Source organism: Curvivirga sp. (genome assembly GCF_965219885.1).
GTDB lineage: Bacteria > Pseudomonadota > Alphaproteobacteria > UBA8366 > Aestuariispiraceae > Curvivirga.
In genome coordinates this window covers 132,466-158,767 of the sequence record NZ_CBDCOT010000009.1, presented here as the reverse complement: position 1 = coordinate 158,767, position 26,302 = coordinate 132,466, and the positions used below count along the sequence as shown (strand labels likewise).

At 38.7% G+C, this 26,302-nt stretch carries 25 protein-coding genes; all 25 read left to right on the top strand.

The genetic code is table 11. From position 1 onward, the window contains the following. Positions 1–319 precede the first annotated feature (319 nt). Positions 320–1,258, top strand: a complete 939-nt coding sequence (locus ACOQOA_RS06275) for a Gfo/Idh/MocA family oxidoreductase (RefSeq protein ID WP_420547794.1) — start codon at positions 320–322, stop codon at positions 1,256–1,258. Beyond that, positions 1,255–1,836, top strand: a complete 582-nt coding sequence (locus tag ACOQOA_RS06270) for an acyltransferase (protein ID WP_420547793.1) — start codon at positions 1,255–1,257, stop codon at positions 1,834–1,836. The genes ACOQOA_RS06275 and ACOQOA_RS06270 overlap by 4 nt, the downstream gene beginning before the upstream one ends. Next, positions 1,833–2,951 (top strand): DegT/DnrJ/EryC1/StrS family aminotransferase, encoded by a 1,119-nt coding sequence (locus ACOQOA_RS06265; protein ID WP_420547792.1) that lies wholly within the window; start codon positions 1,833–1,835, stop codon positions 2,949–2,951. Before ACOQOA_RS06270 ends, ACOQOA_RS06265 begins: the two co-directional genes overlap by 4 nt. Positions 2,952–2,960: 9 nt before the next feature. Then, positions 2,961–3,959: an NAD-dependent epimerase/dehydratase family protein gene (locus tag ACOQOA_RS06260; protein WP_420547791.1), complete on the top strand. Its 999-nt coding sequence runs from the start codon at positions 2,961–2,963 to the stop codon at positions 3,957–3,959. Continuing rightward, positions 3,960–5,111 carry a DegT/DnrJ/EryC1/StrS family aminotransferase gene (locus ACOQOA_RS06255; RefSeq protein WP_420547790.1) on the top strand — a complete coding sequence of 384 codons (1,152 nt, stop codon included), beginning with the start codon at positions 3,960–3,962 and terminating at the stop codon, positions 5,109–5,111. A gap of 9 nt (positions 5,112–5,120) precedes the next feature. Next, positions 5,121–6,989, top strand: a complete 1,869-nt coding sequence (gene asnB / locus ACOQOA_RS06250) for an asparagine synthase (glutamine-hydrolyzing) (protein ID WP_420547789.1) — start codon at positions 5,121–5,123, stop codon at positions 6,987–6,989. 17 nt (positions 6,990–7,006) lie between these two features. Further along, positions 7,007–7,585: an acyltransferase gene (locus ACOQOA_RS06245; protein WP_420547788.1), complete on the top strand. Its 579-nt coding sequence runs from the start codon at positions 7,007–7,009 to the stop codon at positions 7,583–7,585. Between the two features lie 209 nt (positions 7,586–7,794). Beyond that, positions 7,795–8,940, top strand: coding sequence for a glycosyltransferase family protein (locus tag ACOQOA_RS06240; RefSeq protein ID WP_420547787.1), 1,146 nt, complete (start codon positions 7,795–7,797; stop codon positions 8,938–8,940). 74 nt (positions 8,941–9,014) lie between these two features. After that, positions 9,015–9,899 carry a class I SAM-dependent methyltransferase gene (locus tag ACOQOA_RS06235; protein ID WP_420547786.1) on the top strand — a complete coding sequence of 295 codons (885 nt, stop codon included), beginning with the start codon at positions 9,015–9,017 and terminating at the stop codon, positions 9,897–9,899. Further along, positions 9,886–11,079 (top strand): glycosyltransferase family 4 protein, encoded by a 1,194-nt coding sequence (locus ACOQOA_RS06230; RefSeq protein WP_420547785.1) that lies wholly within the window; start codon positions 9,886–9,888, stop codon positions 11,077–11,079. The genes ACOQOA_RS06235 and ACOQOA_RS06230 overlap by 14 nt, the downstream gene beginning before the upstream one ends. Further along, complete coding sequence (gene wecB / locus ACOQOA_RS06225; protein WP_420547784.1) at positions 11,076–12,182, top strand: non-hydrolyzing UDP-N-acetylglucosamine 2-epimerase; 1,107 nt, start codon at positions 11,076–11,078, stop codon at positions 12,180–12,182. The genes ACOQOA_RS06230 and wecB overlap by 4 nt, the downstream gene beginning before the upstream one ends. After that, a complete protein-coding gene (locus tag ACOQOA_RS06220; protein WP_420547783.1) occupies positions 12,182–13,066 on the top strand; it encodes a hypothetical protein in 885 nt (294 codons plus the stop codon). The genes wecB and ACOQOA_RS06220 overlap by 1 nt, the downstream gene beginning before the upstream one ends. A gap of 3 nt (positions 13,067–13,069) precedes the next feature. Continuing rightward, positions 13,070–13,567 (top strand): hypothetical protein, encoded by a 498-nt coding sequence (locus ACOQOA_RS06215; protein ID WP_420547782.1) that lies wholly within the window; start codon positions 13,070–13,072, stop codon positions 13,565–13,567. A 9-nt stretch (positions 13,568–13,576) separates the two neighbouring features. Beyond that, complete coding sequence (locus ACOQOA_RS06210) at positions 13,577–14,437, top strand: class I SAM-dependent methyltransferase (protein WP_420547781.1); 861 nt, start codon at positions 13,577–13,579, stop codon at positions 14,435–14,437. A 33-nt stretch (positions 14,438–14,470) separates the two neighbouring features. After that, positions 14,471–16,357 (top strand): asparagine synthase (glutamine-hydrolyzing), encoded by a 1,887-nt coding sequence (asnB, locus tag ACOQOA_RS06205; RefSeq protein ID WP_420547780.1) that lies wholly within the window; start codon positions 14,471–14,473, stop codon positions 16,355–16,357. Next, on the top strand, positions 16,333–17,562 hold the full coding sequence (locus ACOQOA_RS06200; protein ID WP_420547779.1) for a hypothetical protein: 1,230 nt from the start codon (positions 16,333–16,335) through the stop codon (positions 17,560–17,562). Before asnB (ACOQOA_RS06205) ends, ACOQOA_RS06200 begins: the two co-directional genes overlap by 25 nt. Before the next feature lie 143 nt (positions 17,563–17,705). After that, positions 17,706–19,394: an ABC transporter ATP-binding protein gene (locus ACOQOA_RS06195; RefSeq protein WP_420547778.1), complete on the top strand. Its 1,689-nt coding sequence runs from the start codon at positions 17,706–17,708 to the stop codon at positions 19,392–19,394. A 54-nt stretch (positions 19,395–19,448) separates the two neighbouring features. Next, entirely contained in the window at positions 19,449–20,480 is a 1,032-nt protein-coding gene (gene pseB / locus ACOQOA_RS06190; RefSeq protein WP_420547777.1) for a UDP-N-acetylglucosamine 4,6-dehydratase (inverting), read from the top strand. 23 nt (positions 20,481–20,503) lie between these two features. Beyond that, complete coding sequence (locus ACOQOA_RS06185; protein ID WP_420547776.1) at positions 20,504–21,334, top strand: sugar phosphate isomerase/epimerase family protein; 831 nt, start codon at positions 20,504–20,506, stop codon at positions 21,332–21,334. A 15-nt stretch (positions 21,335–21,349) separates the two neighbouring features. Beyond that, positions 21,350–22,408, top strand: a complete 1,059-nt coding sequence (locus ACOQOA_RS06180) for an N-acetylneuraminate synthase family protein (protein ID WP_420547775.1) — start codon at positions 21,350–21,352, stop codon at positions 22,406–22,408. Continuing rightward, positions 22,398–23,099, top strand: a complete 702-nt coding sequence (locus tag ACOQOA_RS06175; protein WP_420547774.1) for a cytidylyltransferase domain-containing protein — start codon at positions 22,398–22,400, stop codon at positions 23,097–23,099. The genes ACOQOA_RS06180 and ACOQOA_RS06175 overlap by 11 nt, the downstream gene beginning before the upstream one ends. Beyond that, positions 23,096–23,854, top strand: a complete 759-nt coding sequence (locus tag ACOQOA_RS06170) for a cytidylyltransferase domain-containing protein (RefSeq protein WP_420547773.1) — start codon at positions 23,096–23,098, stop codon at positions 23,852–23,854. Before ACOQOA_RS06175 ends, ACOQOA_RS06170 begins: the two co-directional genes overlap by 4 nt. A 23-nt stretch (positions 23,855–23,877) precedes the next feature. Then, a complete protein-coding gene (locus ACOQOA_RS06165) occupies positions 23,878–24,498 on the top strand; it encodes a pseudaminic acid biosynthesis-associated methylase (protein WP_420547772.1) in 621 nt (206 codons plus the stop codon). Positions 24,499–24,506: 8 nt separating this feature from the next. Continuing rightward, positions 24,507–25,661 (top strand): N-acetyl sugar amidotransferase, encoded by a 1,155-nt coding sequence (locus ACOQOA_RS06160; protein ID WP_420547771.1) that lies wholly within the window; start codon positions 24,507–24,509, stop codon positions 25,659–25,661. Positions 25,662–25,670: 9 nt separating this feature from the next. Then, positions 25,671–26,297, top strand: coding sequence for an imidazole glycerol phosphate synthase subunit HisH (gene hisH, locus ACOQOA_RS06155; protein WP_420547770.1), 627 nt, complete (start codon positions 25,671–25,673; stop codon positions 26,295–26,297). Positions 26,298–26,302: the final 5 nt, after the last annotated feature.

Sequence of the window (26,302 nt, the reverse complement as noted above, 5' to 3'; positions counted from 1 at the left end):
GGATGTCACCATACATACATGTTTTGCTCTTACGGGGCAATAAACTCTTATGTCTATTTGAAAGTAAGAGTTTAAAATGATTTTACGATCAGTTGTTGAGGCATGTTGAAGGGAACCTGCTTAGTATATAGTTTCTTCTTTTTCTGTTAATTGGTTGCTAGTACGAGTTAAAATTGTTATCTCCTCTGACTTAATCTGTCGAGCTCTACATGCCAATTTGATATTGGTATGGGGTGTAGCGAAAGTGTTGGATTGGATGTTTACTTTTTAACACTCAATTGGGTTTGAAATTTAATTTGATAGGTTGGGGATAAGGTTTATGCGTTTTGCATTAATTGGTGCTGCTGGATATATAGCGCCACGACATATGAAAGCTATCCAGGAAACTGATGGAGATTTAGTTGCCGCATTTGATCCAAATGATTCTGTTGGAGTCATTGATAGTTTCTTTCCTAATGCCCGATTTTTTGTAGAGTTTGAAAGATTTGATCGACATTTGGACAAGATCAATCGCCGTGGAGATGGCGTGGATTATGTCGGAATATGTTCACCAAATTATCTTCATGATGCTCATATTAGATTTGCGTTGAGGTCTGGCGCAGATGCAATTTGCGAGAAACCTTTGGTTTTGAACCCTTGGAATGTAGATGCATTAGAAGAAATTGAAAATACATCAGGACGAAAGATTAACTCCATTTTGCAATTACGGTTGCATCCGGCAATTATCGCATTGCGGGAAAAGGTTGCGGCACAACCTGATAAAATTCACGATGTGGATTTGACCTATATTACTTCGCGCGGCAAATGGTATCATGTGTCGTGGAAGGGAGATGAAAAGAAATCTGGAGGGGTTGCAACAAATATCGGTGTGCATTTTTATGATATGCTGAGTTTTGTTTTCGGGCCATTGCAACGATCTGTAGTCCATTTGCATGAGGCTGAACGATCTGCAGGTTACCTTGAGTTTAAAAAAGCTAAGGTTCGTTGGTTTTTGTCGGTTGATAAAAGAGACTTGCCAGCCGCAGTTATCGGAAAGCAACCAACTTATCGTTCAATTACAGTTGATGGTGAGGAAATTGAGTTTTCTGGTGGATTTACTGATTTACATACGCAAAGCTATCAAAAAATTATATCTGGCGAGGGGTATGGTCTATCTGATGTGAGACCGTCGATCGAATTAGTCTCAAATATTCGTACAGCAAAGATTGAACTGACCAAGGGAGAGAAGCATCCCTTCACCCAGGAATATGTTAAATGACAAGTTTTATTCATCCTGAGGCTTTTATTCATGAAAGCTCTTATGTCGACGATCCTGTGCGTATTGGGGCGAATACCAAAATTTGGCATTTTAGTCATATATTAGGGAATGTTGAGATCGGATCGAATTGTAGTTTCGGCCAAAATGTCGTGGTTGGGCCAGATGTTAAGGTTGGCGACGATTGTAAGGTTCAAAATAATGTAAGTTTGTATAAGGGGGTCGAATTAGAAGACGGCGTGTTTTGCGGACCGTCTTGTGTTTTTACAAACGTAAATAATCCCCGTGCTGAAATAGAGCGTAAATCTGAGTTTTTACCTACCATAGTTAAGAAAGGCGCGACAATTGGTGCAAATGCAACAATTGTGTGCGGTTCTGTATTAGGGGAATATTGTTTTATTGCCGCTGGGGCTGTAGTGACAAAAGATGTGAAACCCTATGCACTTATGTCAGGTCTACCCGCAAAGCAAATGGGGTGGATGAGCAAGGCTGGTGGACGTTTGAAAGATGATCTTATATGTCCTGTTGATGGGACAGAATATGAATTACAAGATGGGTATTTAAAAGAGCGTCAGACATGATTCCCTTTATTGATTTAAAAGCACAACAAGATTTGATTCGTGAGAAAATAGACCAACGAATAAAAGGCGTTCTTGATCATGGAAAGTATATTCTTGGCCCTGAAGTAGCGGAACTGGAAGAGCGTTTATCCAGTTTTTGTGGTGCTGAACATACGGTTACCTGTGCCAATGGTACAGATGCAATAACTTTGGTATTGATGGCTGAAAATATTGGGGCAGGGGATATTGTATTTGTCCCAAGTTTTTCATTCGTTGCAACAGCAGAAGCCCCAGCACAATTAGGCGCAACACCCTTTTTTGTTGATGTGGCGGCAACTAGTTTTAACATTTGTCCTGAAAGTCTACGTCAGGCGATTAAAGATGCTAGACAAATGGGAGGCAATCCTAAAGCGATAATCGCTGTTGATTTGTTTGGATTGCCTGCTGATTATGAAGAACTTAGAAAGATCGCCGATGCTGAAGGGTTAATCCTGATTGCAGATGCAGCCCAAAGCTTTGGTGCGATATATAAGGGTAAATCTGTCGGGCAGTTGGCGGATTATACTACGGTAAGTTTTTTTCCCGCAAAACCATTGGGTTGCTACGGTGATGGTGGTGCTGTTTTTACAAATAAAAAAGACCGTGCGGAATGTTTGCTCTCTCTTAGATTTCACGGAAAAGGGGGCTATAAATATGACAATGTTCGTATTGGATTGAATAGTCGTTTGGATACAATCCAGGCTGCAGTTTTGCTAGAAAAACTTGAGATTTTTCCTCGTGAATTAGAACAACGTGTTGCGCTTGCTGCGAAGTATAATCATATTTTGTCCGATTATTGTATAACACCGGAACTGAATGAGGATAAAACATCCTCATGGGCACAATATACTATTAGGTTGGATAACCGTGATGAGGTTGTAAAAGGGTTATCAGAAAATAATATCCCAGCCGTGGTTTATTATCCAATTCCACTTCATAAACAAATTGGCTATCAATCATATTTAACTGTTAGTACAGGATTAAAAAAATCTGAAGAGCTTGCAGAAACAGTGATGAGCTTACCAATGCATCCTTATATGGAAGAAGATGAATTGGTAAAAATAACAACAAATTTGATCAATCAAATTCAAAAGTAGGTAAATTTTATGGACTTGCGTGGTAAAAATATCGTTTCTATTGGTGGAGCTGGCCTTATTGGGTCTCATGCGATGGAAGAGCTTCTTAAAGAAGATATTAAAGAGTTAGTGATTTATGATAACTTCACGAGAGGGTCTGAAGAGAATTTAGAGAATGTTTTATCTGATCCGCGAGTTAGAATTTTTGAAGCTGGCGGTGATATCACTCAACCTGATATTTTATCTGCAGCATTGAAAGGTGCAGATGGGGTGTTTCAGTTCGCTGCATTATGGTTGTTACAATGTCATGAGTTTCCGCGTTCTGCATTTAAGGTAAATGTAGAGGGTATGTTTAATATTTTAGAGGCATGTGTGGAAAATAATGTGGAACGCCTCGTATGGTCTTCATCTGCTTCTGTATATGGGGATGCTGTTGAGGACCCAATGACAGAAAGTCATCCTTTTAATAATAAGAATTTTTATGGGGCTACCAAAATTGCTGGTGAGGCGATGGCGACAGCTTTTGCCCATCGTTATGGGTTAAAGCAGGTAGGTATGAGATATATGAATGTATATGGACCCCGTCAGGATTATCATGGTGCTTATATTGCAGTTATTATGAAAATGTTAGATGCTATCGACCGCGGTGAAGCACCTACAATTTTTGGTGATGGCTCAGAAGCTTTTGACTTTGTTTATGTTGGGGATTGTGGTCGCGCAAATATTTGTGCGATGAAATCGGACACTACTGATCGATACTATAATGTGGGGACCGGCCTTCGTACTTCACTTAAAGAACTTGCAGAAAAGTTAGTGAATTTAACTGGTTGTAATCAACCGATACAATATCAAGATCGTTCGCAAGCTACTCTTGTGACGAACAGAGTAGGATGTCCTAAACGCGCGGCTGAGGAAATTAATTTTACGGCTGAAACGGATTTGGATGCAGGTTTAGTAAAGCTAATTGAGTGGCGCAATACACATAAAGCAGCAGTTGAAGCACGACAAAAAGCGGTTGGATTGAAATAAATGACTGAAGATAAACGAATTGTGCATATTGCGCTGCCATCAACCGGAGAACCTGAATGGGAAGCTGTGCGGGATCCTATTATGTCGGGTTGGTTGACGCAGGGACCGAAAGTAGCTGCCTTTGAGAAGCGTTTTTCGGAAATGCATCAGGTTCAAAACGCGCTGGCAACAACATCATGTACCACGGCCTTACATTTAGCTTTAGCGGCATATGGGATTGGGCCAGGAGATGAAGTGATTGTACCTGCATTTACTTGGGTGGCCACTGCGAATGTTGTTCTATATTGTGGTGCTACGCCAGTTTTTGCAGATGTTGATCCGATCACTTTCAACATAGATGTAAATGATGCACTTAGTCGTGTTACTGATAAAACTAAAGCTATTATTCCTGTCCATTTGTTTGGTTTATGTGCAGATATTGATGCGTTACGGGCGGGGTTACCAACGCATGTAAAAATTATTGAGGATGCTGCTTGCGCAGCTGGGGCTCAATATAAAAAGCAATACGCTGGTGGATTAGGTGATGCTGCTGCATTTAGTTTTCATCCAAGAAAGTCCATAACTACGGGTGAAGGGGGGATGTTGACATCAAATGATACAACATTCTCTGATATTGCGGAAAAGTTAAGGAATCATGGCGCTGAAATCAGTGAGGAGCAACGACATGCTGGGCCTCGTCCATATTTGCTCCCAGATTTCAATATGTTAGGATTTAATTATCGTATGACGGATCTGCAAGGCGCGGTTGGATTAGTGCAGTTAGATAAACTTCATGGATTTATAGAACAACGTGCCGAATGGGCAAAATGGTATCGAAGTGAATTAAAAGATGTTTCATGGCTTCGTTGTCCTGAGGAGCCAGAAAATGGAAAACACGCGTGGCAAGCGTTTGTCACTTATGTTGACCCTGACAAAGCACCATTTTCGCGTAATGAAATTATGGATAAATTGCAAACAAAAGGCATAGCTACACGTCCTGGAACTCATGCTGTACATATGTTGGATTATTATGCGAACAAATATAATTTGAGTGTGAATGACTTCCCCGGCGCAAAATTATGCGATGAGAATACTATGGCAATTCCGTTGCATAATCGAATGGAGTTAGAAGATTTTAAGTATGTTGTTCGTGCTATCCATGAAATCGGGTAACTAAGAAATATGTGCGGTATTACAGGATATATTAACTTTAATGGAAAGCCAGCTTCTGAGATAATTGTCAGAAAGATGGCTGATATGATAAGGCATCGGGGTCCAGATGACGAAGGTACGTTTGTCGATGGGAACCTGGCTTTGGGGCATCGTCGCCTGTCTATTGTTGATTTATCCTCATTAGGCCAACAGCCTATGTCCGATGATACAGGTCGTTATACAATATCCTACAATGGAGAGATTTATAACTTTTCTGAACTTCGAAGAGAATTGATATCGCTTGGCGTTCAATTCGTTTCTCAAACAGATACTGAAGTGTTGCTAAAGGGATATGTCTATTGGGGGAAAGAGATTTTACAAAAGCTGAATGGTATGTTCGCTTTTGCAATTTGGGATGCCTCAGAACAAGTATTGTTGCTCGCTCGGGATAGATATGGTGTTAAACCTTTATATATTACACGTCAAAATAATTGGTTTGGTTTTGGGTCAGAAATAAAGACGTTCATTGCGCATCCTGACTATCAGAAACAACCCAATTTGAAAGGTTTAATGGAATATATGACCTTTCAAAATTTCCTCTCTGAGCAAACACTGTTTAAAGATGTTGAATTGTTACCTGCTGGGAGTTGGATGGAAGTAACGAGTGATGGGCGGTGTTGTCAGAAACAATATTGGGATTATCACTTTACGGAGCCAGAAAACACATTAACTACCGAAGAATATACAGAGCAGTTATCTTATTTAATGGAGCAAGCTGTTAACCGCCAGTTGATGGGGGATGTGCCCGTTAATAGTTATCTATCTGGTGGAATGGATTCCGGCTCTATTACAGCTATTGCGTCAAAGCAGTTAAATGAAATGCAAACATTTACTGTCGGTTTTGATCTAAATTCTATATCCGGTTTGGAAGTGGCTTTTGATGAAAGAAATGTAGCTGAATTTATGTCTTATAAATTTCGTACAGAGCACTACGAAATGGTTTTAAAGGCAGGGGATATGGAGCGCTGTTTGAAGAAGCTAGTTTGGCATCTAGAAGAGCCTAGAGTTGGGCAAAGCTATCCAAACTATTATGCTGCTCACTTGGCGAGTAAATTCGGTAAAGTTGTATTAGCCGGAACCGGTGGAGATGAACTTTTCGGTGGATATCCTTGGCGGTATTATCGGGCAGTGGTAAATGATGATTTCGATCATTATGTGGAAAAATATTATGGATTTTGGCAAAGATTAATTCCAAATAAGAACATACATGAAGTTTTTGCTCCTATTGCCGATGAAGTTAAGGATGTATGGACACGCGATATTTTCCGGGATGTGTTCAAAGTACATAGCGAGAAGCTTCATACACCTGAAGAATACGTAAATCATTCACTGTATTTTGAGGCTAAAACATTTTTGCAAAGTTTATTGGTAGTTGAAGATAAATTGTCTATGGCACATGGTTTAGAGAGCCGAGTACCATTTTTAGATAATGATCTGGTTGATTTTGCGATGCAAGTTCCTGCCCGTGAAAAATTGGGAAACCTAGGTGAGATTGTAAAACTGAATGAAAATACACCGGGTCCGAAATCACGAAAGTATTTTGAGAAAACAAATGATGGGAAATTGTTGCTGCGTAAAGCAATGAAGAATTTTATTCCTACGGAAGTTTTAGAGGCAAGAAAACAGGGGTTTTCTGCGCCGGATGAAAGTTGGTTCCGTGGAGAAAGCATTGAATATGTAAATGAACGCCTAATGACATCAAATGCTAAGATTTATCAATATTTAGACCAAGGGGCTTGTCGAGGATTGTTACTTCAACATTTGGAGGGAACGAATAACAGACGGCTTTTGGTTTGGTCTCTATTATATCTAGAAGAGTGGTTTGAAGCCTTCGGATAGCTTAAAGGGATATTGTTATGAAAGAAGATGAATTTATAAGCCTATTGCATAAGAGTTATAACCGACTTGATAGTAATTTAATAGATGAATACCATAGAAGTTTATCTTTTCAGGACGCTCTTTTTGATCGTTGGGAACGTGCAAACAAACTTGGATTTGGGGACGGAGCCAGTATCTATAATAGCGCAGCCGTCTTTGGTTCAGTTGAGGTAGGAAAAAAAACTTGGATTGGGCCGAATTGTATTTTAGATGGGTCCGGAGGGAAGCTCTGTATTGGTGATACTTGTTCGATTTCTGCAGGCGTGCAGATTTATACTCATGATACGGTCGCGTGGGCTTTGACGGGTGGAAAAAGAAAAGCTCGACAAGCTCCGGTAGAAATAGGATCAAATACTTATATTGGAAGTCAATCTATTATAGTTGCAGGAGTAAAGATAGGAAGTGGTAGTGTGATTGCTGCAAGTAGTGTGGTGAATGTAGATGTGCCAGATAATTCAATCTATGGCGGAGTTCCTGTTCAAAGGCTAGGCAGCGTAGAAATAGTGGATGATAGTCCTATACTGTTATATGACAGTGGCAAGAAAAAAATTCTTTGATATGGCAATATGACTATAAGAACTTCATAGTATTATTTTATGCTCTTTCTAAAGAGAAAAGAATAAGCTGTTCTGTGTCATTCTAAGAGAAGTTATTTCTATCATCTAGTAAAAAAATCGCTAAACAATCTATTTAGTTACAAATATTTAAAACTGATGTGAAGAATTCCAATATCTATTTCTTCGTTATATCAGATAGGAAATTTTTGATGTTACGTATCCTTTTAATCGACGCAAATACACGTTATGTGAACCCAACAAGAAATTTAGTGCCTAGCTTGTTGGGGCAAATAGGTGAACTGGTTTGTTTCGGCCCGGGTTACTCTTCGCAAGAAGAGTTAAAAAAAGGTCTAAATGCTTTTATTTCAAAAAATGGTGAGTTTGATCTGTATATCGCCACTGAAATTGGTCTTTTTCGTGATGATTGGTCAGATTTTTATCAATCAGCTATTATAAAATATTCTGCTAATGATTTTCATCCCGAAGATTTGAGGTATTTCGTGCCAATTATGAAAGACTTTAATGCCTTAAGTGCTGTGAAGGTTATTAGTTTATTACAAACAGATTTTTATGCGTGGACAGACTTCCATATCGATCGAATTGATAATAGAGGATATCATTTTATTGCTCCGTCAGGATCTCTTTTTAAATGGCGTTCTGAAATGCAAAACCTAGAGAATGAAACCTTTGCTGATTTGGTAAATGATAATTGGAAGCGTTTCAGTGAGAAGAATAAAGACAAAATAATACCATTTACTCATTTTGTCAGCGAAGCAGAGCTCTATTTTGAATGCTTAAGTAATAGAAAAAAAAGATGGAGTGTTCAGGGGGCTAACTATGCAGCAAGGATCGTTGCAAGAGAGGAACTTTCTAAAGCAGGATATAACTTAAAAGAGTGGTCACCGACGAGTATATATGAAAAGTTTAGAAAATTCTTGGGAAACCAAAGAGCCGAAGGATTATTTGTTCAAAATTACATTTTTAATCGTAGATTAGAAACGGTAAAATATTCGTTCACTTGTAATTCGGCTATGGAATTCCCTTTACGAAAGATGTTTGAGATTCCAGCGAAAGGTTGTGTTTTAGTAATGCCTGAGACGAAAACAGCAAAAGCGTTGGGGTATGTGCATATGGAGAATTGTATTTTTACTGAACCTAGCGAAATACGAAAGATTGATTACTGGTTGTCAACAAATGAAGACAAGGCGCAAAGTATCGCAAGAAATGGTTTGGAGCTAATTATGCGATCACATACGATATCCGCTCGCGCTAAGATGTTATCGGAAATATTTGATCAGCTTGTTCAATCTCAATATAAAGGTGCAGATTGGATGAATGGTGAGTTAGTTCTGTGAGTTATTTATGCGTATAAAATTTAACTAATATAAAGTTACGGTAATTTAACATTAAAAAACAGATAATATATAAAATGCTATATGGATATAGAAATAACATTAGTAAAGAATGGCAAGATAGACTCAATGAACATTTTGAAACAGTATATAGCCCAATTGTGGGGAAAGATGCTGTTCCTCTAGTTATTCATTATCAGATTGAAGACTGGGTTGGTGAAGAACATTTCGCAGAAGTTTCACCTTATTTGTTTCCTGAAATTAAAGTGCTGGATGTTGGATCTGGTTTTGGAGGATTTGTCCGTGCTCTGCGTAAAAGAAATTATGAAGCTTTCGGAGTGGAGCTGTCCGATTTTGATGCTGAGTTTGCCCGATATCGTGTCGTGCAGGAAGTACCTGATTGCAATTCAAATGAAATTTATAATATTGGATCGGCTCTGAAATTACCATTTAGAAGCAATAGCTTTGATTTGGTAACTTTTTGGCATGTTATTGAGCATATTGATGGTATTGATAAAGCTTTGTCTGAGGCATGTAGAGTATTGAAGCCTGGCGGGCGAATTGTAATTGTTGCGCCAAATTATATGGCGTTTAGAAAAGAGGCTCACTATCATGTGCAATGGGCACCATATCTTCCAAAGGGGATAGCTTCGATTTATTTGAGATTACGTGGTAGAGATCCTAGTTTTTTACAAAACTATATTCATTATGTATCAAAGGGAAGTATTCGCAAAAAATTGAAGGCTCATGGATTAGAAATCGAAAATGAAACCCGAAGTAAAATTGAAAACCCTGATGCAATTGGTCGCAATAGCGTTAGAAAAGTGATCAAAATACTCAAGCAAATTGGGCTTAGTTGGTTTTTATATCTCTATTGTGATTTAAAGTTATGGAATCCAATGTCAAGTACTATTCGTTTTAGCGCATTGAAGGGTGAGAAAGATAGTAATGACTGTCAATAAGGATAAAAGAATCCTGATGGTTATCGTCCCTGATCGTCCTAGCGAAATACTAGAAAAAGGAGAGTTTTGCAGGCGCTATTACAATCCGGGTGACCTTTTTGATGAAGTTCATCTTGTCGTTACAAATGATGATTGTCCAAATCTAGAATTGATGCAACGTACCGTCGGAGAAGCCAAGTTATTCATCCACCACTATATTCCAAGAGGTGGATTATATCTTTTTTCATGTTTATTTAACCCAATCTTGCTGAGATTTTGGGCTAGGGATTTTGTGGCGCTCGTAAGAAATATTCAGCCGGATCTCGTTAGGTGTCATGGCGCGGATTTAAACGCATTTCTTGGCTCCGAACTGAAGCGATGTTTGGGAATTCCCTTGTTAATCTCAATCCATACAAATCCAGATGCAGATCCAACACGATGGAAAAATAAGGGAATATGGCGGTTGATTGAGAACGCAATGGACAGGCTTGCCGGTTATACCATGCGGAATGCCGATCTAGTTATGCCCGTTTATAGTCCTGCTATACCATATCTTAAGCGGCATAAGGTTAAAAATATATCTGTAAAATATAACGTTATTAACCCTGAGAGTATTCAAAGAAAAACCTGTTATAAGAGTAAAGATGTTTTTCGTATTGTATCCGTTGGCCGTCTTATCCAAGGGAAAAATCCTGAACATATTATTACAGCTCTTACTAGGTTGCCCCAGAACATTATAATTGATTTTGTTAGTGGGCATGGGAGCTTAATTCCACAACTCAAAGAGCAGGTTAAGGAATTAGGCCTTGATGATCGAGTGAATTTCCACCCACCTTTACCAAATGATGAACTTTGCGCTATATTGCCCGACTACGATCTTTTTGTTGTTCATTCGGACTATGCGGAAATCTCCAAATCTGTTTTAGAAGCTTTGTTAACAGGATTGCCAGTCGTCATTAATCGAAATTCTGAGATAGAAATTCCTGAATTTACTAATGATATTTGTTATATGGTGGAAAATGATCCTATTTCATATGGAGCAGCTATTTCGACGTTAATGAACAATGCCGAGATGCGCGAGCAGTTGGGGAATAATGCATATAAAATAGCACGATCAAGATGGTCGCCTAAGAAATGTGAAGAAGAATATAAGAACGTATACGAAAAGTTTATTGATCAAAAGGCGTTTAGCAAGAAATGAAGATACATTTAATTGTAGGTACGCGACCTAATTTTATGAAGGTTGCTCCTATCTTCAATGAGTTAAAAAATGAGGCTTGGTGTGAGTTAGAGTTAATACATACGGGTCAGCATTATGATGAAAACATGTCTAAGAAGTTCTTGCAGCAACTTGGCTTACCTACCCCTGATTATCAGTTGAATGTGGGCGGTGGGAGTCACGCTGAACAAACTGCAAGTATTATGACCGGTTATGAGAAGATATGTGGAAAAAGCCGGCCAGACCTTGTTGTTGTTGTTGGAGATGTTAATTCCACGATGGCATGTTCTGTTGTGGCAAAAAAACTGGATATTCAGGTAGCACATGTAGAAGCTGGTTTACGGAGTGGTGACAGGACAATGCCTGAGGAAATAAACCGTCTGATCACAGATTCTATTAGTGATATCTTTCTTACGCCGTCTTCTGATGCAGATGAAAATTTACTTAATGAAGGACATAATAGAGAGAAGATTCATCTTGTCGGGAATGTAATGATTGATTGTCTGGAAATGCTGCGTGAGAAAATCGAAGCGACTGACCTTTATGAATTTCTACCCTCAGGGCTTGAGGATAAAAAATATATCGTGTCTACTTTTCATCGTCCGGCAAATGTGGATGCTAAACAAGGGTTAGACTCCATTATCAGTACCTTAACTGATCTATCTGATGAATTTAATATCGTTATACCTTTACATCCCAGAACAAAGAATAATCTTATTAGGTTCAATTTATTATCCGTATTAGAGGAAAACACTAACATTCATATTTTAGAGCCTCTGGGATATCTACAATTTATGAAGCTGGTATTTGGAGCATCATTAATTATAACTGATTCTGGTGGTATACAGGAAGAAGCAAGTTATTTATGTATTCCTTGTTTGACAGTCCGACCTAATACAGAGCGACCTGTTACAATCCATGAAGGTACGAATAAATTGACCACTTTGGAGAATGTAATTCAGGATATGAGAGTTGTTTTGGCTTCTAAAGGATATGATAGCTGTAAAATCAGATATTGGGATGGTCATGCATCGCGTAGAATTAAAGAAACAATAATGAAATTATACGGTATTAGCGTGCATTAATGTATAATAGACTTAAAAGAATTATCTCGAATCCAGAAGAGAGTTATTATAATTATTTAGCCCGTCAGCCGATGAAGTTATTTGCACAGAATAGCAAATTGGCAACGCGTCAGGGATTTGACGACGTAAAATTTGTTTTATCATTTGATTGTGATACCCCTGAAGATATCGAGGTCGCAATTGAAGTGCATAATACACTCAAACAAATAGGCGTGTTGCCTGTTTATGCAGTTCCCTGTGAACTTATTCAGCAAGGATTAGATGTATATAGTGAAATTCGTGATTCCGGCGCGGAATTTATAAATCATGGATATCGTAGTCATACATACTGGGATGAAAAAGCTGCAGAGTATAAGAGTAATTTTTTCTATGACCAACAAGATAGAGCACTTCTTGTTGAGGATATAACTAAAGGGCACCAGTATTTAACGCAGTTTCTAGGGGAAGAGCCAAAAGGTTTTAGAACGCCGCATTTTGGGACGTTCCAAAAAAAAGAAGAGCTGGGGTTTTTATATAGCACATTGCGTGATTTAGGCGTGAGCTATTCCAGCTCAACGTTACCTAAAAATGGATTTAAGTATGGTCCGATGTATTTAGATAGAGGTATTTATGAATTTCCTGTGACAGGGCGTGTCAATGATCCTCTATTAATTCTTGATAGTTGGGCTTTTTTCGCCTCTCCAACACGGCAATCCTCTCCTAAAGAATATTTATCTGAAATTAAAAAAATGACAGATATATATAGCCAAAATGGCACAGGGTTGATAAACATCTACGCTGATCCATGCCATATTGCGGGGCAAGACAACTTCTTTGCCGCAATCCAATTATTGGCTGAAAAATTTCAGTCAACATCATATCGAAATCTAATTGAAGTATCTTAGCTTATGCAAAAAAATCGTTCAGTAGTTGGGCTATATAGCGCATTTGGAAATTGGCCTATCCCGCCTCAAGAAGGGCGTGGGCTGATAGCCAGATTTAAAAGGGCGTCTTGGAGCCTCCCAAAGCGGCGTGGTAAGGAATATATGTTAGAACTGTTTCAAGAACAGTTTCCTGATGGTGAATTTATTGATACTGACGAAAATGAACAATGGTTGGAAAAGGTTGGAAATATTGACACGGTTGTGTTGCTCTTTCCCGATGCTATTGGACATGGTTTTACTGAGATCTATGCTAAAACAAGTGCATTGATTGATGAACGCACAAATGTGCTGGTCTTAAATGGGCGGCGCCGATTATTTCATTATAATAAGAAAGCTCAACGGGCATTATGCATTCGAAGGTTTCTTGAAAAATGGATGGTTGGTGAGTTTATATTTGTGATACCGTTTGTGCTAATTACGCCGTTCTTCTTAATAGTTGATTTCCTTAAAGGACGAAAATAGGAAAGAAAAATGATTACAGAAAAGTCAGATATTAAGAATTGGTGGGCGGATAGCCCAATGACTTATGGTCTAACACATGGTGAAACCAATTATGAAGATGCTTCGATAGAATTTGGCTCCAAAGATTTTTTTGCTGCAGCAGATGCAAAATTCTTTGAGTGGAATGCTCCGTTGCATGGTGAAAAACCTTTTAATAAAATATTTCCATACGAAAAATATAAAGGCAAAAAAGTTCTTGAGATAGGCTGTGGCATGGGGGGGATGGCCATGCAATGGGCTAAGGCCGGCGCATTATTAACCGCAGTTGACTTGAACCCCACTTCCATAACCCAAACGAAGCGTCGTTTTGAATTGCATAATTTGGAAGGCAATGTTTTTGAAGCTGACGGAAACAAACTGCCATTTGAAGACGGGGAGTTTGATTATGTCTATTCATGGGGAGTCTTGCATCATTCGCCTGATCTGAAACGCTCTTTGGACGAGATGATGCGTGTATTGAAGCCAGGCGGTGAATTTGGACTTATGTTGTATCGACGTAAATCGTTTTTGCAAAAGTATATGATCGATTATCTGGAAGGCTTTTTACATTATGAGCAGAATTTTCTCGGCCCTTTAGATTTAGCAAGTAGATACACGGATGGCGGAGATGAAGAGGGGAACCCATATACTTGGCCGGTTACCGAAGCAGAAACTTATTCTAACTTGAAACCATATGCCACTAATATTGAGTTTTCTATTTTGGGAACTGATTTAGAGGCGAGCTTGCCAAGAATTTTGCCATTGATAGGGCGATATGTGCCGACTGTTATAAAGAAAAGTTGGGCTCGGAGATATGGATGGAGCCAATGGACATCAGGGACACGGAAGTAAGTGTTGAGGGAAGCATACCGCTTTTAGGGAAAAATGTGTGGCATTGTTGGTGTAGTTAATAATAAACGGGAAGCAGACAATTACGAGCTTCTCGAAAAAATGAGTGATGCGATAATCCATCGTGGGCCTGATGATAGTGGTTTTTGGGCATGCGATGGTTTTGGTTTTGGTATGCGCCGCTTGTCTATTATTGACTTGAAAAATGGTCAACAGCCAATTTGGAGTGGTGAACATACCGGTATCGTTTTCAATGGCGAGATATATAACTATAAAGAGTTACGCAGCGATTTGCTGCAAAAAAATGTCAGTTTTCAGACGGATAGTGATACTGAAGTTCTGTTAAAGTTATTTGAGGTCTATGGTCCTGAGGGGATTCAGAAAACGAATGGCATGTTTGCAGCTTGTATCGTAGACCACCAGAAAAAGAAGTTACATATTTTTCGTGATCGCATGGGGATCAAACCACTTTATTATCTTGATGGGAAAGATGGTTTTTATTTTGCGAGCGAATTGAAATCTATTGCCAAAGTTGCGACCTTAGACTTAAATTTTAATGCGATTGATGACTATTTAGCATTAAGATACGTTACTCCGAGCCAATCAATCTGGCAAAATGTTAAGAAATTAGAACCAGGTCAACATTTAGAGCTAGATCTTGAAAGTAAAGACATTCAACTGAAGAAATTTTGGGATTTTTCCATTATTTCGAGACCACATTCAGATTCATCTGATATTGAAAAGTTCACGGAACTTTTTGACGCGGCAGTACAACGTAGAATTTTGTCTGCAGATGTACCTGTCGGAGTTATGCTAAGCGGGGGGCTCGATTCTAGTGCGATTGCTGCAAGCGCTGTGAAGCAGGGACACAAGGATTTTCATACATTTTGTGTCGGGTTTGAGGGTGCAGACAAAGAAAACGAGTTTGAATATGCAAACCTAGTTGCAGAGCATTTAGGCACGAAACATCATAATATACAAATCACGCGTGATGAGTTTCTAAATGACCTTGATTTGATGGTGTATCATCAAGATGAGCCTATGGCTGATTTATCATCGATCCCACTCTATCGATTATGTAAAGAGGCAAAGAAACATGTAAAGGTTATCTTGTCTGGTGAGGGGGCTGATGAACTTCTTGGAGGTTATGATTTTAATCAACTGCTAGAAGTATCAAAGAAGTATGAAAAATTTGATCGCTTTCCTTATAAAAATTTACTGAATGTGGTTGGGGCGTTATTACCTGATGGAGTTGCCCAGCAGTCAAAATATGTTGCGAGATATGGTTTTAAAAATCTGTTTGCAATGAAGCCATCTCACATATCATCACTTTGGGGACCTGATGAACGAGCTGCGTTATGGGAACAGTCACGCTGCTCAACTGGATATGTTGAACCCAAGATGAGAGATCTAATTGCAAGTGGTCGTTCCTCTGACCCCATTGATGCGTTGATGGAAAGTTATTGCAAGAGCTGGTTAATCGAAGATTTATTGATGAAGGCTGATAAAATGAGCATGGCCGCTTCTTTAGAGCTTCGTGTTCCTTTCTTAGATCATACCTTTGTTGAGTTTTCATCAAAGTTATCTCACAGTCAAAAATTTGGTTTCCCTGAGGCGTCCACCACCAAGCATATTTTACGAAAATATCTGGAAAACATTGTTCCTAAGAGAATTTTGACGCGCCCTAAGAGAGGATTTTCTATCCCTGTATATAGATGGTTGGAAGAAAGCCAATTCAATGCTTCTATCCTTGATGATTTAACGAATAGCGATAGCAAATTAGGTGGTTTGTTTGACAAGAAAGTCATTTCTCTTGAGTTACAAAATGCTCTTAAAGGGAGTTTGGAAGCTCAGCACAAGATTTGGTCTTTGATTATTCTTAATAAGTGGATGAAGCGATGGGCAAAAGAATCATATTTATAAGTTATTGTTATCCACCAATTAAAGCTCCGAGATCTGTACAAGTATCTAGATTAGTAAAACACTTAGCTGTTGATTTGGATATTGTTTGTTGTGGGGAAAATGTTAACGGACAAACAGTTGTTGATACAGAGGTGCTTGGAAATGGAGAACAAGTTCGCATACACCGTGTAGGGCGAAGTAAAGTTACCCGTATTAAAGAAAGAGTATTAGGCAAGTTTTTCCCTAAATATTTGAGTAAACCGGATATCCATGTTTGCTGGGCTCAGGAAGTGGTGCGGTATATTGTTGAGAAGAAGTTACTGAGTCCTGAAGATATTCTCGTGACTTTCAGTCAGCCTTTAAGTGATCATTTCATTGGTTATAAGCTAAAGCAAAAGATTGGGTGTGACTGGATTATGCATTTTAGTGATCCTTGGACACAAAACCCGTTTATGAAATTTCCAGATGATGCAGTGCTAAACTGGCATAAAAGAAAAGAAGAAGCATTTTTCAAAATTGCGGATAAAATAATTTTTACTTCAGATGAGGCTAGAGACATTAGCTTAAGCAATTTGAATGCTTCAATAAAAGATAAAGCCTATAGCTTACCTCATATTCTTCCGGATGCTATTGATTGCGTTTCTGAGGAAGTGACACAAAGGTCTATTGCAAGATATATCGGGAACTTTTACGGGCACCGCACTCCAGAACCACTCTTTAATGCTATAGAAATAATGGCTGCAAAGAATTTAGAAATCTTAAAGATGTGGAAGTTTGAGTTATATGGAAATTTTGAACATATGGATGTTTCGCCACAGACGTTATACGATAAGTATCCTCTAGCTAGCAGCTATATTGAATTCAAGGAAGAGGTTTCAACAAAGGCTTCATTGGAGTTGATGGTTAAGAGTAATTTATTGTTGATCATTGATGCGTCGGCTTCGTTAAGTGTTTTTTTACCAAGCAAACTTATAGATTATTTAGGCGCGGGCCGGCCTATATTTGGAATAACTCCTAAAGGAACTGCTGCTAATCTTATAATGCAATTAGGAGGTCGAGTTGCTGATCCTTCCCATGCAGTAGAAATAGCAAATGAGTTAGAGAAAGTCTTAGAAGAGTGTAAAGATTGGGATCGGCGCAATATTTGGGGGGACTTATCAGTTCGTGCAAAATTTAAAGGTGAGAATGTTGCGAAACGATTTAAAGAAATTACCAATATTTCTTAAGTAGAAAACTGAAATGGAACAAATATAGTATGATAAAGATTTTTCTATCATCATTAAAAAGCATGTCTGATCGGCCATTTTTGCTGGCGTGCTTATGGATAGGATCAATTCTTGCTGCGATTTCCGAAGGATTGAGTGTCTCTATGCTGATGCCGATTATCAGTTCTTCTGGTGCCATTGATGTGTTTGGTGATATTCCGCTGCTTGGCGTATTTTTGACTGACTTAGATAAGTTAGATACGAGTGAACGAATTTTTTTTGCTGCTTCATTTATGCTTGTTATGGTGATTTTGCGCGGCATTCTGTTGTTTTTTGTTGCCGTTATTGGCATCCTTTTACCTATAGATATTCAAAGAGAACTAGTTCTGGATGGGTATAAAGGTTTGCTCAATATTTCCTATAATTACTATAAGGAAAATAGAGCGGGAACACTTCTGACGCGGTGTATTGAACATCCTAATAAAAAGGCTGCAGTACTTTATAATGTGGCTAATATTGTAACAAACCTCTGTCTTATTCTAATTTATTTCGCACTTATATTGTTTATATCGCCTTTGATGACATTGGTTGCTTCCATATGCGTAGTTTTGCTTTTACTGCTAGTTCGGGTTTTTAGTTCAAATCCACTAAAAAATGCAGGTAAAGAAATTACGGATGCACGTGTATCAATGAATAATGCCTTTCATCAAACTGTTCAGGGGATCAAACTAATCAAATTGCGAAATGCAGAAGGATACATGTTGCAATGGTTTGATCGTGCATATGAAAATTTCTTACAAGCCTCTAAAAAGTCTCAGTTAATTAATGCTGCTTTTGGGCCTGGTTTTACAACATTGGCTGGATCGGTTGTTTGTGGTGCTCTTATAATTGCGTCTCTTTTTCTAAGCGCTGACGAAGGAGAGACAACAGCTGCTTTTGGACAGATTCTTTTATTTATTATTTGCTTATATCGCCTTTTAACACCGGCAATTAATCTAAATCAGGCGCGTGCTATAATTGATAACAATAGCTTTGCTATGAATGATTATGATGTTTTTTGCCAAGAGTTAACTGCCAATCGTTCCGTGTATGGCAGTGAAGAATGTGGAGATACTATTTCCCAGGTCAATTGCGTTGATTTGTCTTATCAGTATCAAGATAAAGCTGACAAAGCTTTGCAAGATATAAATATCACAATTCTTAGCGGGGAAATGATTGCTTTAGTTGGGGCATCTGGATCAGGTAAGTCAACATTGGTTGATCTTTTATCGGGTATTATGAAGCCGACCTCTGGAAGAATTTTGGTGGATGACGTTGATTTATCTAATGTGAATATTCCTTCTTGGCGTAAGAGAATTGGAGTCGTTAGCCAAGAGACATATTTATTGAATGATTCTCTGCGGAATAACTTGACTTTCGGGCTAGAGAATGTGGACGAACAATCTATTATTCACGCCTTAGAACAAGCAGAATGTATGGAATTTGTTAAACAACTCCCAGATGGTTTAGACACAATCTTAGGTGAACGAGGAGCTAAACTATCAGGAGGACAGCAACAACGAATTTCTATTGCACGTACATTGCTCTCTAATCCTGACATTATCATTTTTGATGAAGCAACAGCCAATTTAGACAGTTTTGCTGAGAAGGCAATTCAGGAGAATTTGTTGAAATTGAAAGGTGAAAAGATCCTTATCGTTATTGCTCATCGCTTAAGTACAGTCAAAGATGCTGACCGGATATTAGTGATGAATAAAGGTAAGATTGTCGAAGAAGGTGCACATAAAGATCTTGAACGAAAAGCGGGGCTTTACTCAGAGTTACTTCGCCATCAAGATTTGATTGCAGAGTAATGTGGTAATCGTTATACAGGTGAACTGTTAAAAGCTCGAAGAAGGTTGAATATTGTGAGTTTATTGCGTGATTTTGATGAGTGCAGTATTGATTTAAATGGTAAAGATATTTTACTAACTGGTGGGACAGGATCTTTTGGTAAGAAATTTGTCGAAACCGTTGTTAATCGTTATGAGCCAAATAGATTAATTATTTTTTCTAGAGACGAAGCTAAGCAACATGAAATGCAAACTCGCTTTGGCCTAGAAAAATATCCATTCATGCGATATTTTATCGGTGACGTTCGGGACTATGAGCGCTTGGTGATGGCGATGCGAGGTGTGGATTACGTGGTTCATGCTGCTGCATTAAAACATGTCACCGTTGCAGAATATAATCCTTTTGAATGTATTAAAACTAATGTTATTGGTGCAGAAAATATTGTAAACGCATCCTTGCAAACAGGGGTGAAAAAGGTATTGGCTTTATCAACAGATAAGGCAGCAAATCCCGTAAACCTCTATGGTGCTAGTAAGCTAGCATCAGATAAGATTTTTATTGCGGCAAATAATTTAAGTGGCAGTAAGGGAACAAGCTTTTCTGTTGTTCGTTATGGCAATGTAATCGGATCAAGAGGGAGTATTATCCCTGTCTTTAAAAAGATTATTGCTGGAGGTACAAGCTCTCTACCGATTACTGATGATCGAATGACACGTTTCGTCATCACATTACAGCAAGGCGTAGATTTCGTGTTATCCTGCATGTCTTCGATGAATGGATGTGAAGTATTTGTACCTAAGATTCCTAGTGTGAATATCGTAGATATTGCAGAAGCAATGGCGCCAGGTATCGACACACATATTATCGGAATTCGTCCAGGTGAGAAACTACACGAAACATTGATTTCTATTGATGATGCTCGCACGACCGTTGAAATGGATGATCGGTATATTATTTTTCCGGCTCATGATTTTAGATCTAATTCCGCTTTTGAAGGTGATGGTATGGGGGACGAGTTTACCTATGTTAGTGACCTTAATGTGGAATGGTTGAATGCAGATGAGATTAGAGACTTATTGACTCAAGTTCCTATTGAAGTTGTTTAAGCAATTTTTTCATTGAGGGTACTATGTTAGCAATTTCAAGTGCGAGTTTCTATTTTTGGATGGATGGGTATTCTCCGCATCAAGGAATTGAACTTGCTGCTGAGTATGGTAACGATCTTGTAGATGCAATAGATGTATATGTAACGCCAACAAAAGTTCAGGAATTTTTTGACCAGGCCACAGATACGCATCTAGAATGCTTATCGGGTTTTAAAGCCCGTATTTTACACACAGACTTTGCTGATTTATGTGATTGGGCTTCTGCGCCTCTGTCTGGTGCGGAACTTTCTAAGGTGATCTCTGAGTTTAATGATCTTGCTAAATACATTAACGCGACTGAATTTGTTATACATGCTGATTTTCTCGTTGGTGATATAAAGGAAAGATTATCAATTCTAGAGAGCTGTTTTACGGCAGCGCCAATTAATTTAGAAGTTGTTGATCATAAATCAAATTTTGGGACGCATCCTGAACATTTTGAAGAAATATTAAAAACTTCAGATCGCGTTTTTTTGACACCTGATATTGCTCATATGCAAGACTTTGCCCAAGATTATTCTTGGGAAGCGTTTTTTGATAATCCGAAGTTATTAGATAAAATACGCGTCATACATTTGAGCCATCATACTAGAAATATGATTGAGAATTGGTACGTGAAAAAAGGGTTTGTTGACGTTGCAGAGGCCAATCATACTTTATGTATAGCGGATGTTGAGGCATTTCCTCGAGAAATGTTGAGTAGGTTCTCAGATAAGTTAATCGTACTGGAAGGAATTATTCCAACTGGTGATGAAGGATTGAGAATGCTTGACGATGAAATATGTTGGGTAAAACAGAATTGTTTCAATGTTTAATTGAAGGGTAAAGAAATGCGAGAAGTAAAAATCGGTGGCTATACGATTGGTAAGGGGCATCCAGTTCGTGTCGTTGCAGAACTTGGAATTTGTCATCGTGGTGATGTGGAATTGGCTCTTGATATGGCCGCTGCAGCAACAGAAGCAGGTGCAGATTTTGTTAAATTTGAGATGTATGAACTGGAAAATGTGATTACAGAACCTTACAGAAAAGACAATACTATTTCATTCGGTACCTTGAAGGATGGAGAAGTTACGGAAAATCTGTATCAAGCCTATGTTGACGGATTTATTTCATATAAAGATGCTGCAAAAATTATGAATTTTGTTGGATCTAAGAATGTACCATATTTTGCAACTGTGACCTCAATTGACGGTGCGAAATTTCTTATGGATAATGGCGCATGTGGTGTAAAACTTTCTTCTGGGGAAATAGATCATATCCCTTTAATTCGCTATTGTGGCGAAAACAAAATTCCGGCTTTCATTGACAGCGCGAAAACATATATGTGGGAAGTTATCCGGGCTGTAGAAGAATACGAGCTGGCTGGTGGTAAAGATGTCATTGTGATGCAGAACCCTGCTGGATATCCTGCTCCTGCTGATTTAATCGACTTGGATAGAATTTCTAGACTAGAGGCTGCTCTGGACATTCCACAAGGATATACAGATCACTCTCCTGGACGTAATTCAATTATGGCAGCTATTGGTAAGGGAGCTCTTGTGATTGAAAAGCCAATCTCTCCTGATAAAACGCGACCGTATGTGGAATATGCATTCTCTGAGAATCTTGAAGATTTAGCTGATTTTATTCATGAAGTGCGTGAAATAGATATCGCTCGTGGTGAAGGACGTCGTTTATGGTCACTGGAAGATATGGCCGCCAATAGATTGAATCGTCACGGAGTTGTGGTGGCTGCAAATCTAAGTGCAGGGCATGTTTTACAGGAAGCAGATTTAAAAGTTGCACGTCCCGGGTATGGTATCAGAGCCGAGTATGTTTCTGATTTGGTCGGAAAAGTACTTCGTAAAGATATGTCAGTGGGGGAGGCTTTAGATTGGGATGCCATCTGATCCAAGAAAGATTGCAATAATTCCTGCTCGCGGAGGTTCTAAACGTTTTCCCAGGAAGAATATTGCTTTGCTGGGTAATAAGCCTCTGATCCATCATACCATTGAAGCTGCCATCCAATCGGGTATTTTTGATGAAGTTATAGTTTCTACTGAAGATACTGAAATTGCTTCTCTTGCTTCGGTTATTGAAGGGATAACAGTAGATATTAGACCTGCGCATTTAGCCACAGATACTGCTCGTATTCGTGATGTATGCGAAGAGATATTGCAACGCGACTTGTATCAGAATGTTGAAAGTTTTTGTGTGTTGTTAGCGACCTCTGCTTTAAGAACAGAGGAGCATATCAAGGATTCACATCAACTATTTGTCAAAGGGCATGATTTTGTTGCTTCAGTAACGGATTATTTTTTCTATCCACATGCGGCCATAGTTGATCAGGACGGTATAGGTAAGCATTTTTTCAAAGAAATGGCGTATGCTCAGGGACAGGATATCCCAAATTTCAAAGTAGAAAATGGTGCTATTAATTGGTGTAACAAGCAGGCTTTTTTGAAGCAACGAGAGTTTTTTGGTAACAATACTGCTTTGTATTATATGGATAGACGTTTTTCTATTGATATTGATACGCCAGAAGATTTTTGGCTGATGCAAGCAGTATATGAGAAATTAAACAAAAATGAAGAACAATGAGCGATAATTTATCCGTTGCGATTATAATTCAGGCACGTATGGGGTCCAGTAGATTACCTGGTAAGGTATTAAAAAAAATTGATGACTTGCCTTTGCTTGGTATTTTAGTTGATCGCTTAAGGGCTAAAAACCCTGATCAATACAATATAATTGTAGCAACAACTATTCAGGACATTGATGATCCGATTGAGAAATACTGTCATGAGCAGGATATATCTGTATGCCGTGGTAGTGAGAAGGATGTCCTTGGCCGTTATTGTGATGCTATCGAATTATATCGTCCAGATATTGTCGTTCGTATTACAGCTGATTGCCCTTTAATTGATCCTGATCTGATTAGAATGGGAGTTGATTATTTGATTAATCATTATGAGAATACTGATTATGTATCAAATACGGTTAAGCGAACTTATGCGAGAGGATTAGATTTTGAAGTGTTTAAAGCTTCAGATTTGATTGAAATTAACAAGACTACAGATGACAGTGAAGATAGAGAGCATGTTACTCCCTATTTTTATAAGAACCCTGCGGTGTATAAGATCCATCAAGTGACATGTGAAGGTGATAACTTTGAAGATTACCGTTGGACGGTGGATACTAGCGAAGACTTTCATTTTGTTGAAAAGGTGTTAAAACATTTCATCTCTAAAAATATGGTAGAAACTTTTGACCATAGCGATGTATTGGACTTACTATCTTTAAATCCTGCATGGCGTGAGATTAATGCGCATATTCAACAAAAAACTTTGAAATAGATATGAGAAACTGGAAGTGATCCATGGATAAATATAATACAGAGCAAGAAGATTTCTGGGCTAATGATTTCGGTCATGAATATACAGAGCGAAATTCCGGCGAAACCTTGATTGCTGCGGCGCATAACCTCTTTAGCGATGTGATTTCTCGTACAGAGAATGTAAGCTCATTTTTGGAGTTAGGTGCCAATAGAGGTTTGAACTTAGAAGCAATTAAAACATTAAAGCCTAACGCGAAAATCTCTGCTGTGGAAATTAATTCTACTGCTGCGCAACACCTGAAAGATACAGGTGATTATGAAGTATTTGAACAATCGATTCTCGATTTTTCTACAGAACAGACGTGGGATTTTACATTTACGCGTGGTGTATTAATTCATATTGCGCCCGAAAAATTAGATGTGGTTTATGATCATTTATATAACTGTTCAAAACGTTATATAATGGTTTGCGAATACTACAGTCCTTCGCCAGTTGCCTTACCATATAGAAACAATCAGGATAAGCTTTTTAAAAGGGATTTCGCTGGTGACTTATTAGATCGATTTAATGATCTTAAGTTAATTGATTACGGCTTTAAATATCATAGAGATGTAAATTTTCCTCAAGATGATCTCACATGGTTTTTGCTAGAAAAAAAATAGGATAATCTATGATACAGTATTGTAAAAAATGCGTGATGCCAGATACGAAACCGGATCTTAAATTAAACGCGGACGGTGTGTGTAGCGCATGTGAAAGTTATGATAATCGGCAGCATGTTGATTGGGCACAGCGCAGACAGGAATTGCTAGATGTTTTGGATCGGTTCCGTTCGAAAGATGGGAGCCGATGGGATTGTATTGTACCTGTCAGCGGCGGAAAAGACAGTACTTACCAGGTTATCAAAATGCTAGAATTGGGGATGAACCCGCTTTGCGTAACAGGAACAACCTGTGATCTTTCGGAAATTGGTCGCGAAAATATCAATGCGATTAAGGAATTGGGAGTTGATCATGTGCAAATATCTTCCAATCCAGTCATTAAAAGAAAATTCAACAAAATTGGCTTGACGCAAGTTGGCGATATTTCTTGGCCTGAACATGTAACTATTTTTACCACACCTGTGCGCGCAGCCGTTCAGTTTAATGTGCCGCTGATTATTTGGGGGGAAAACTCTCAGAATGAATATGGTGGGCCAGCTGCTGCGGCGGAGAATAATACGCTCGACCGTAGATGGTTAGAAGAGTTCGGGGGATTATTAGGTTTACGAGTTTCTGATTTGATTGGGTTTGATGGAATTGAGCGGAAACATTGTATTAATTATCTATATCCGACAGATGAGCAGTTAAAGCAAACTGGTGTGACAGGGATATTTTTGGGACATTATATTCCATGGGATGGTATTAGTAATGCGCTTATTGCCCAGGCACATGGCTTCAAGTCGCTAGGGAAAGTCGTAGAAGGTTCAATGGTCGACTATGAAAACCTTGATAATTATCAAACAGGTATTCACGATTATTTTAAATATTTGAAATTTGGTTTTGGGCGGGCCACTGACATCGCGTGTACACATATTCGCCGTGGACGTCTTCAGCGGGATGAAGCAATCCAAATTGTAGAAAAATACGATGGCAAGTTCCCATGGACATATTTGGGTAAACCCCTAGAAGATATCCTCGCACCGTTGGATATTACTGTAGATGAATTCATGAAGGTGTGTGATAGGTTCACGAATAAGAAGATTTTTAAAACAAACAACAAAGGTGAGTTTGTTAAGGACAAAGAGGGAAATTTGGTGAAATTACCTGAAGTCAAACTAAGATAGGGTTGTCTATTGTCTAATATTCTTATTGTCGATTACGAAGGTGGTAACTTAGCCTCTTTGAGGGCTGCTGTGCGAACAGTTGGTGGGGAGGTTTCTTTCTCCAATCAGCCAGGTGATATCGAAGATGCTGAGAAAATAATTGTTCCAGGTGTTGGCGCCTATAAAGATGCAATGGAAAAGTTATCACGAACTGGGTGGGCTGACACATTGAAAGAATGTGCCGCAACAGGTGATAAACCAATTCTTGGCGTTTGTGTAGGAATGCAGATTTTGTCAACTTTTGGTGAGGAAGGCAATAATGATGGCCATCTAACATCTGGATTGGATTTGATCCCTGGAGTTGTACAGAAATTGAAGTCAGAGAATAACGAACGTGTGCCTCATATGGGATGGAATAATGTAAATTATTCTGATGCATGTGAGTTATTTGACGGAATTCCTGATCAGACAGATTTTTACTTTGCTCATAGTTATCGCTTCATTCCAGACAATGAACAGAATGTTATAGCCACAACTGATTATTGTTCAGATACTGTTGTTACTGTTCGATCTGGGAATGTTTTCGGGGCGCAGTTTCATCCGGAAATTAGTTCTGGTGCCGGGTTAATGTTTTTAAAAAACTTCATTGAAATGTAAAGTTG

Bases quoted from the DNA above. Each gene is read 5' to 3' on its own strand.
- ACOQOA_RS06165 (WP_420547772.1), top strand. From the start codon at position 23,878: ATGGATAAATATAATACAGAGCAAGAAGATTTCTGGGCTAATGATTTC.
- ACOQOA_RS06230 (WP_420547785.1), top strand. From the start codon at position 9,886: ATGACTGTCAATAAGGATAAAAGAATCCTGATGGTTATCGTCCCTGAT.
- ACOQOA_RS06175 (WP_420547774.1), top strand. From the start codon at position 22,398: ATGCCATCTGATCCAAGAAAGATTGCAATAATTCCTGCTCGCGGAGGT.
- ACOQOA_RS06270 (WP_420547793.1), top strand. From the start codon at position 1,255: ATGACAAGTTTTATTCATCCTGAGGCTTTTATTCATGAAAGCTCTTAT.
- ACOQOA_RS06275 (WP_420547794.1), top strand. From the start codon at position 320: ATGCGTTTTGCATTAATTGGTGCTGCTGGATATATAGCGCCACGACAT.
- ACOQOA_RS06240 (WP_420547787.1), top strand. From the start codon at position 7,795: ATGTTACGTATCCTTTTAATCGACGCAAATACACGTTATGTGAACCCA.
- ACOQOA_RS06210 (WP_420547781.1), top strand. From the start codon at position 13,577: ATGATTACAGAAAAGTCAGATATTAAGAATTGGTGGGCGGATAGCCCA.
- ACOQOA_RS06170 (WP_420547773.1), top strand. From the start codon at position 23,096: ATGAGCGATAATTTATCCGTTGCGATTATAATTCAGGCACGTATGGGG.
- ACOQOA_RS06195 (WP_420547778.1), top strand. From the start codon at position 17,706: ATGCTGATGCCGATTATCAGTTCTTCTGGTGCCATTGATGTGTTTGGT.
- asnB (WP_420547789.1), top strand. From the start codon at position 5,121: ATGTGCGGTATTACAGGATATATTAACTTTAATGGAAAGCCAGCTTCT.
- ACOQOA_RS06160 (WP_420547771.1), top strand. From the start codon at position 24,507: ATGATACAGTATTGTAAAAAATGCGTGATGCCAGATACGAAACCGGAT.
- ACOQOA_RS06245 (WP_420547788.1), top strand. From the start codon at position 7,007: ATGAAAGAAGATGAATTTATAAGCCTATTGCATAAGAGTTATAACCGA.
- ACOQOA_RS06265 (WP_420547792.1), top strand. From the start codon at position 1,833: ATGATTCCCTTTATTGATTTAAAAGCACAACAAGATTTGATTCGTGAG.
- asnB (WP_420547780.1), top strand. From the start codon at position 14,471: ATGTGTGGCATTGTTGGTGTAGTTAATAATAAACGGGAAGCAGACAAT.
- ACOQOA_RS06235 (WP_420547786.1), top strand. From the start codon at position 9,015: ATGCTATATGGATATAGAAATAACATTAGTAAAGAATGGCAAGATAGA.
- ACOQOA_RS06215 (WP_420547782.1), top strand. From the start codon at position 13,070: ATGCAAAAAAATCGTTCAGTAGTTGGGCTATATAGCGCATTTGGAAAT.
- ACOQOA_RS06255 (WP_420547790.1), top strand. From the start codon at position 3,960: ATGACTGAAGATAAACGAATTGTGCATATTGCGCTGCCATCAACCGGA.
- ACOQOA_RS06185 (WP_420547776.1), top strand. From the start codon at position 20,504: ATGTTAGCAATTTCAAGTGCGAGTTTCTATTTTTGGATGGATGGGTAT.
- ACOQOA_RS06260 (WP_420547791.1), top strand. From the start codon at position 2,961: ATGGACTTGCGTGGTAAAAATATCGTTTCTATTGGTGGAGCTGGCCTT.
- ACOQOA_RS06220 (WP_420547783.1), top strand. From the start codon at position 12,182: ATGTATAATAGACTTAAAAGAATTATCTCGAATCCAGAAGAGAGTTAT.
- ACOQOA_RS06180 (WP_420547775.1), top strand. From the start codon at position 21,350: ATGCGAGAAGTAAAAATCGGTGGCTATACGATTGGTAAGGGGCATCCA.
- ACOQOA_RS06200 (WP_420547779.1), top strand. From the start codon at position 16,333: ATGGGCAAAAGAATCATATTTATAAGTTATTGTTATCCACCAATTAAA.
- wecB (WP_420547784.1), top strand. From the start codon at position 11,076: ATGAAGATACATTTAATTGTAGGTACGCGACCTAATTTTATGAAGGTT.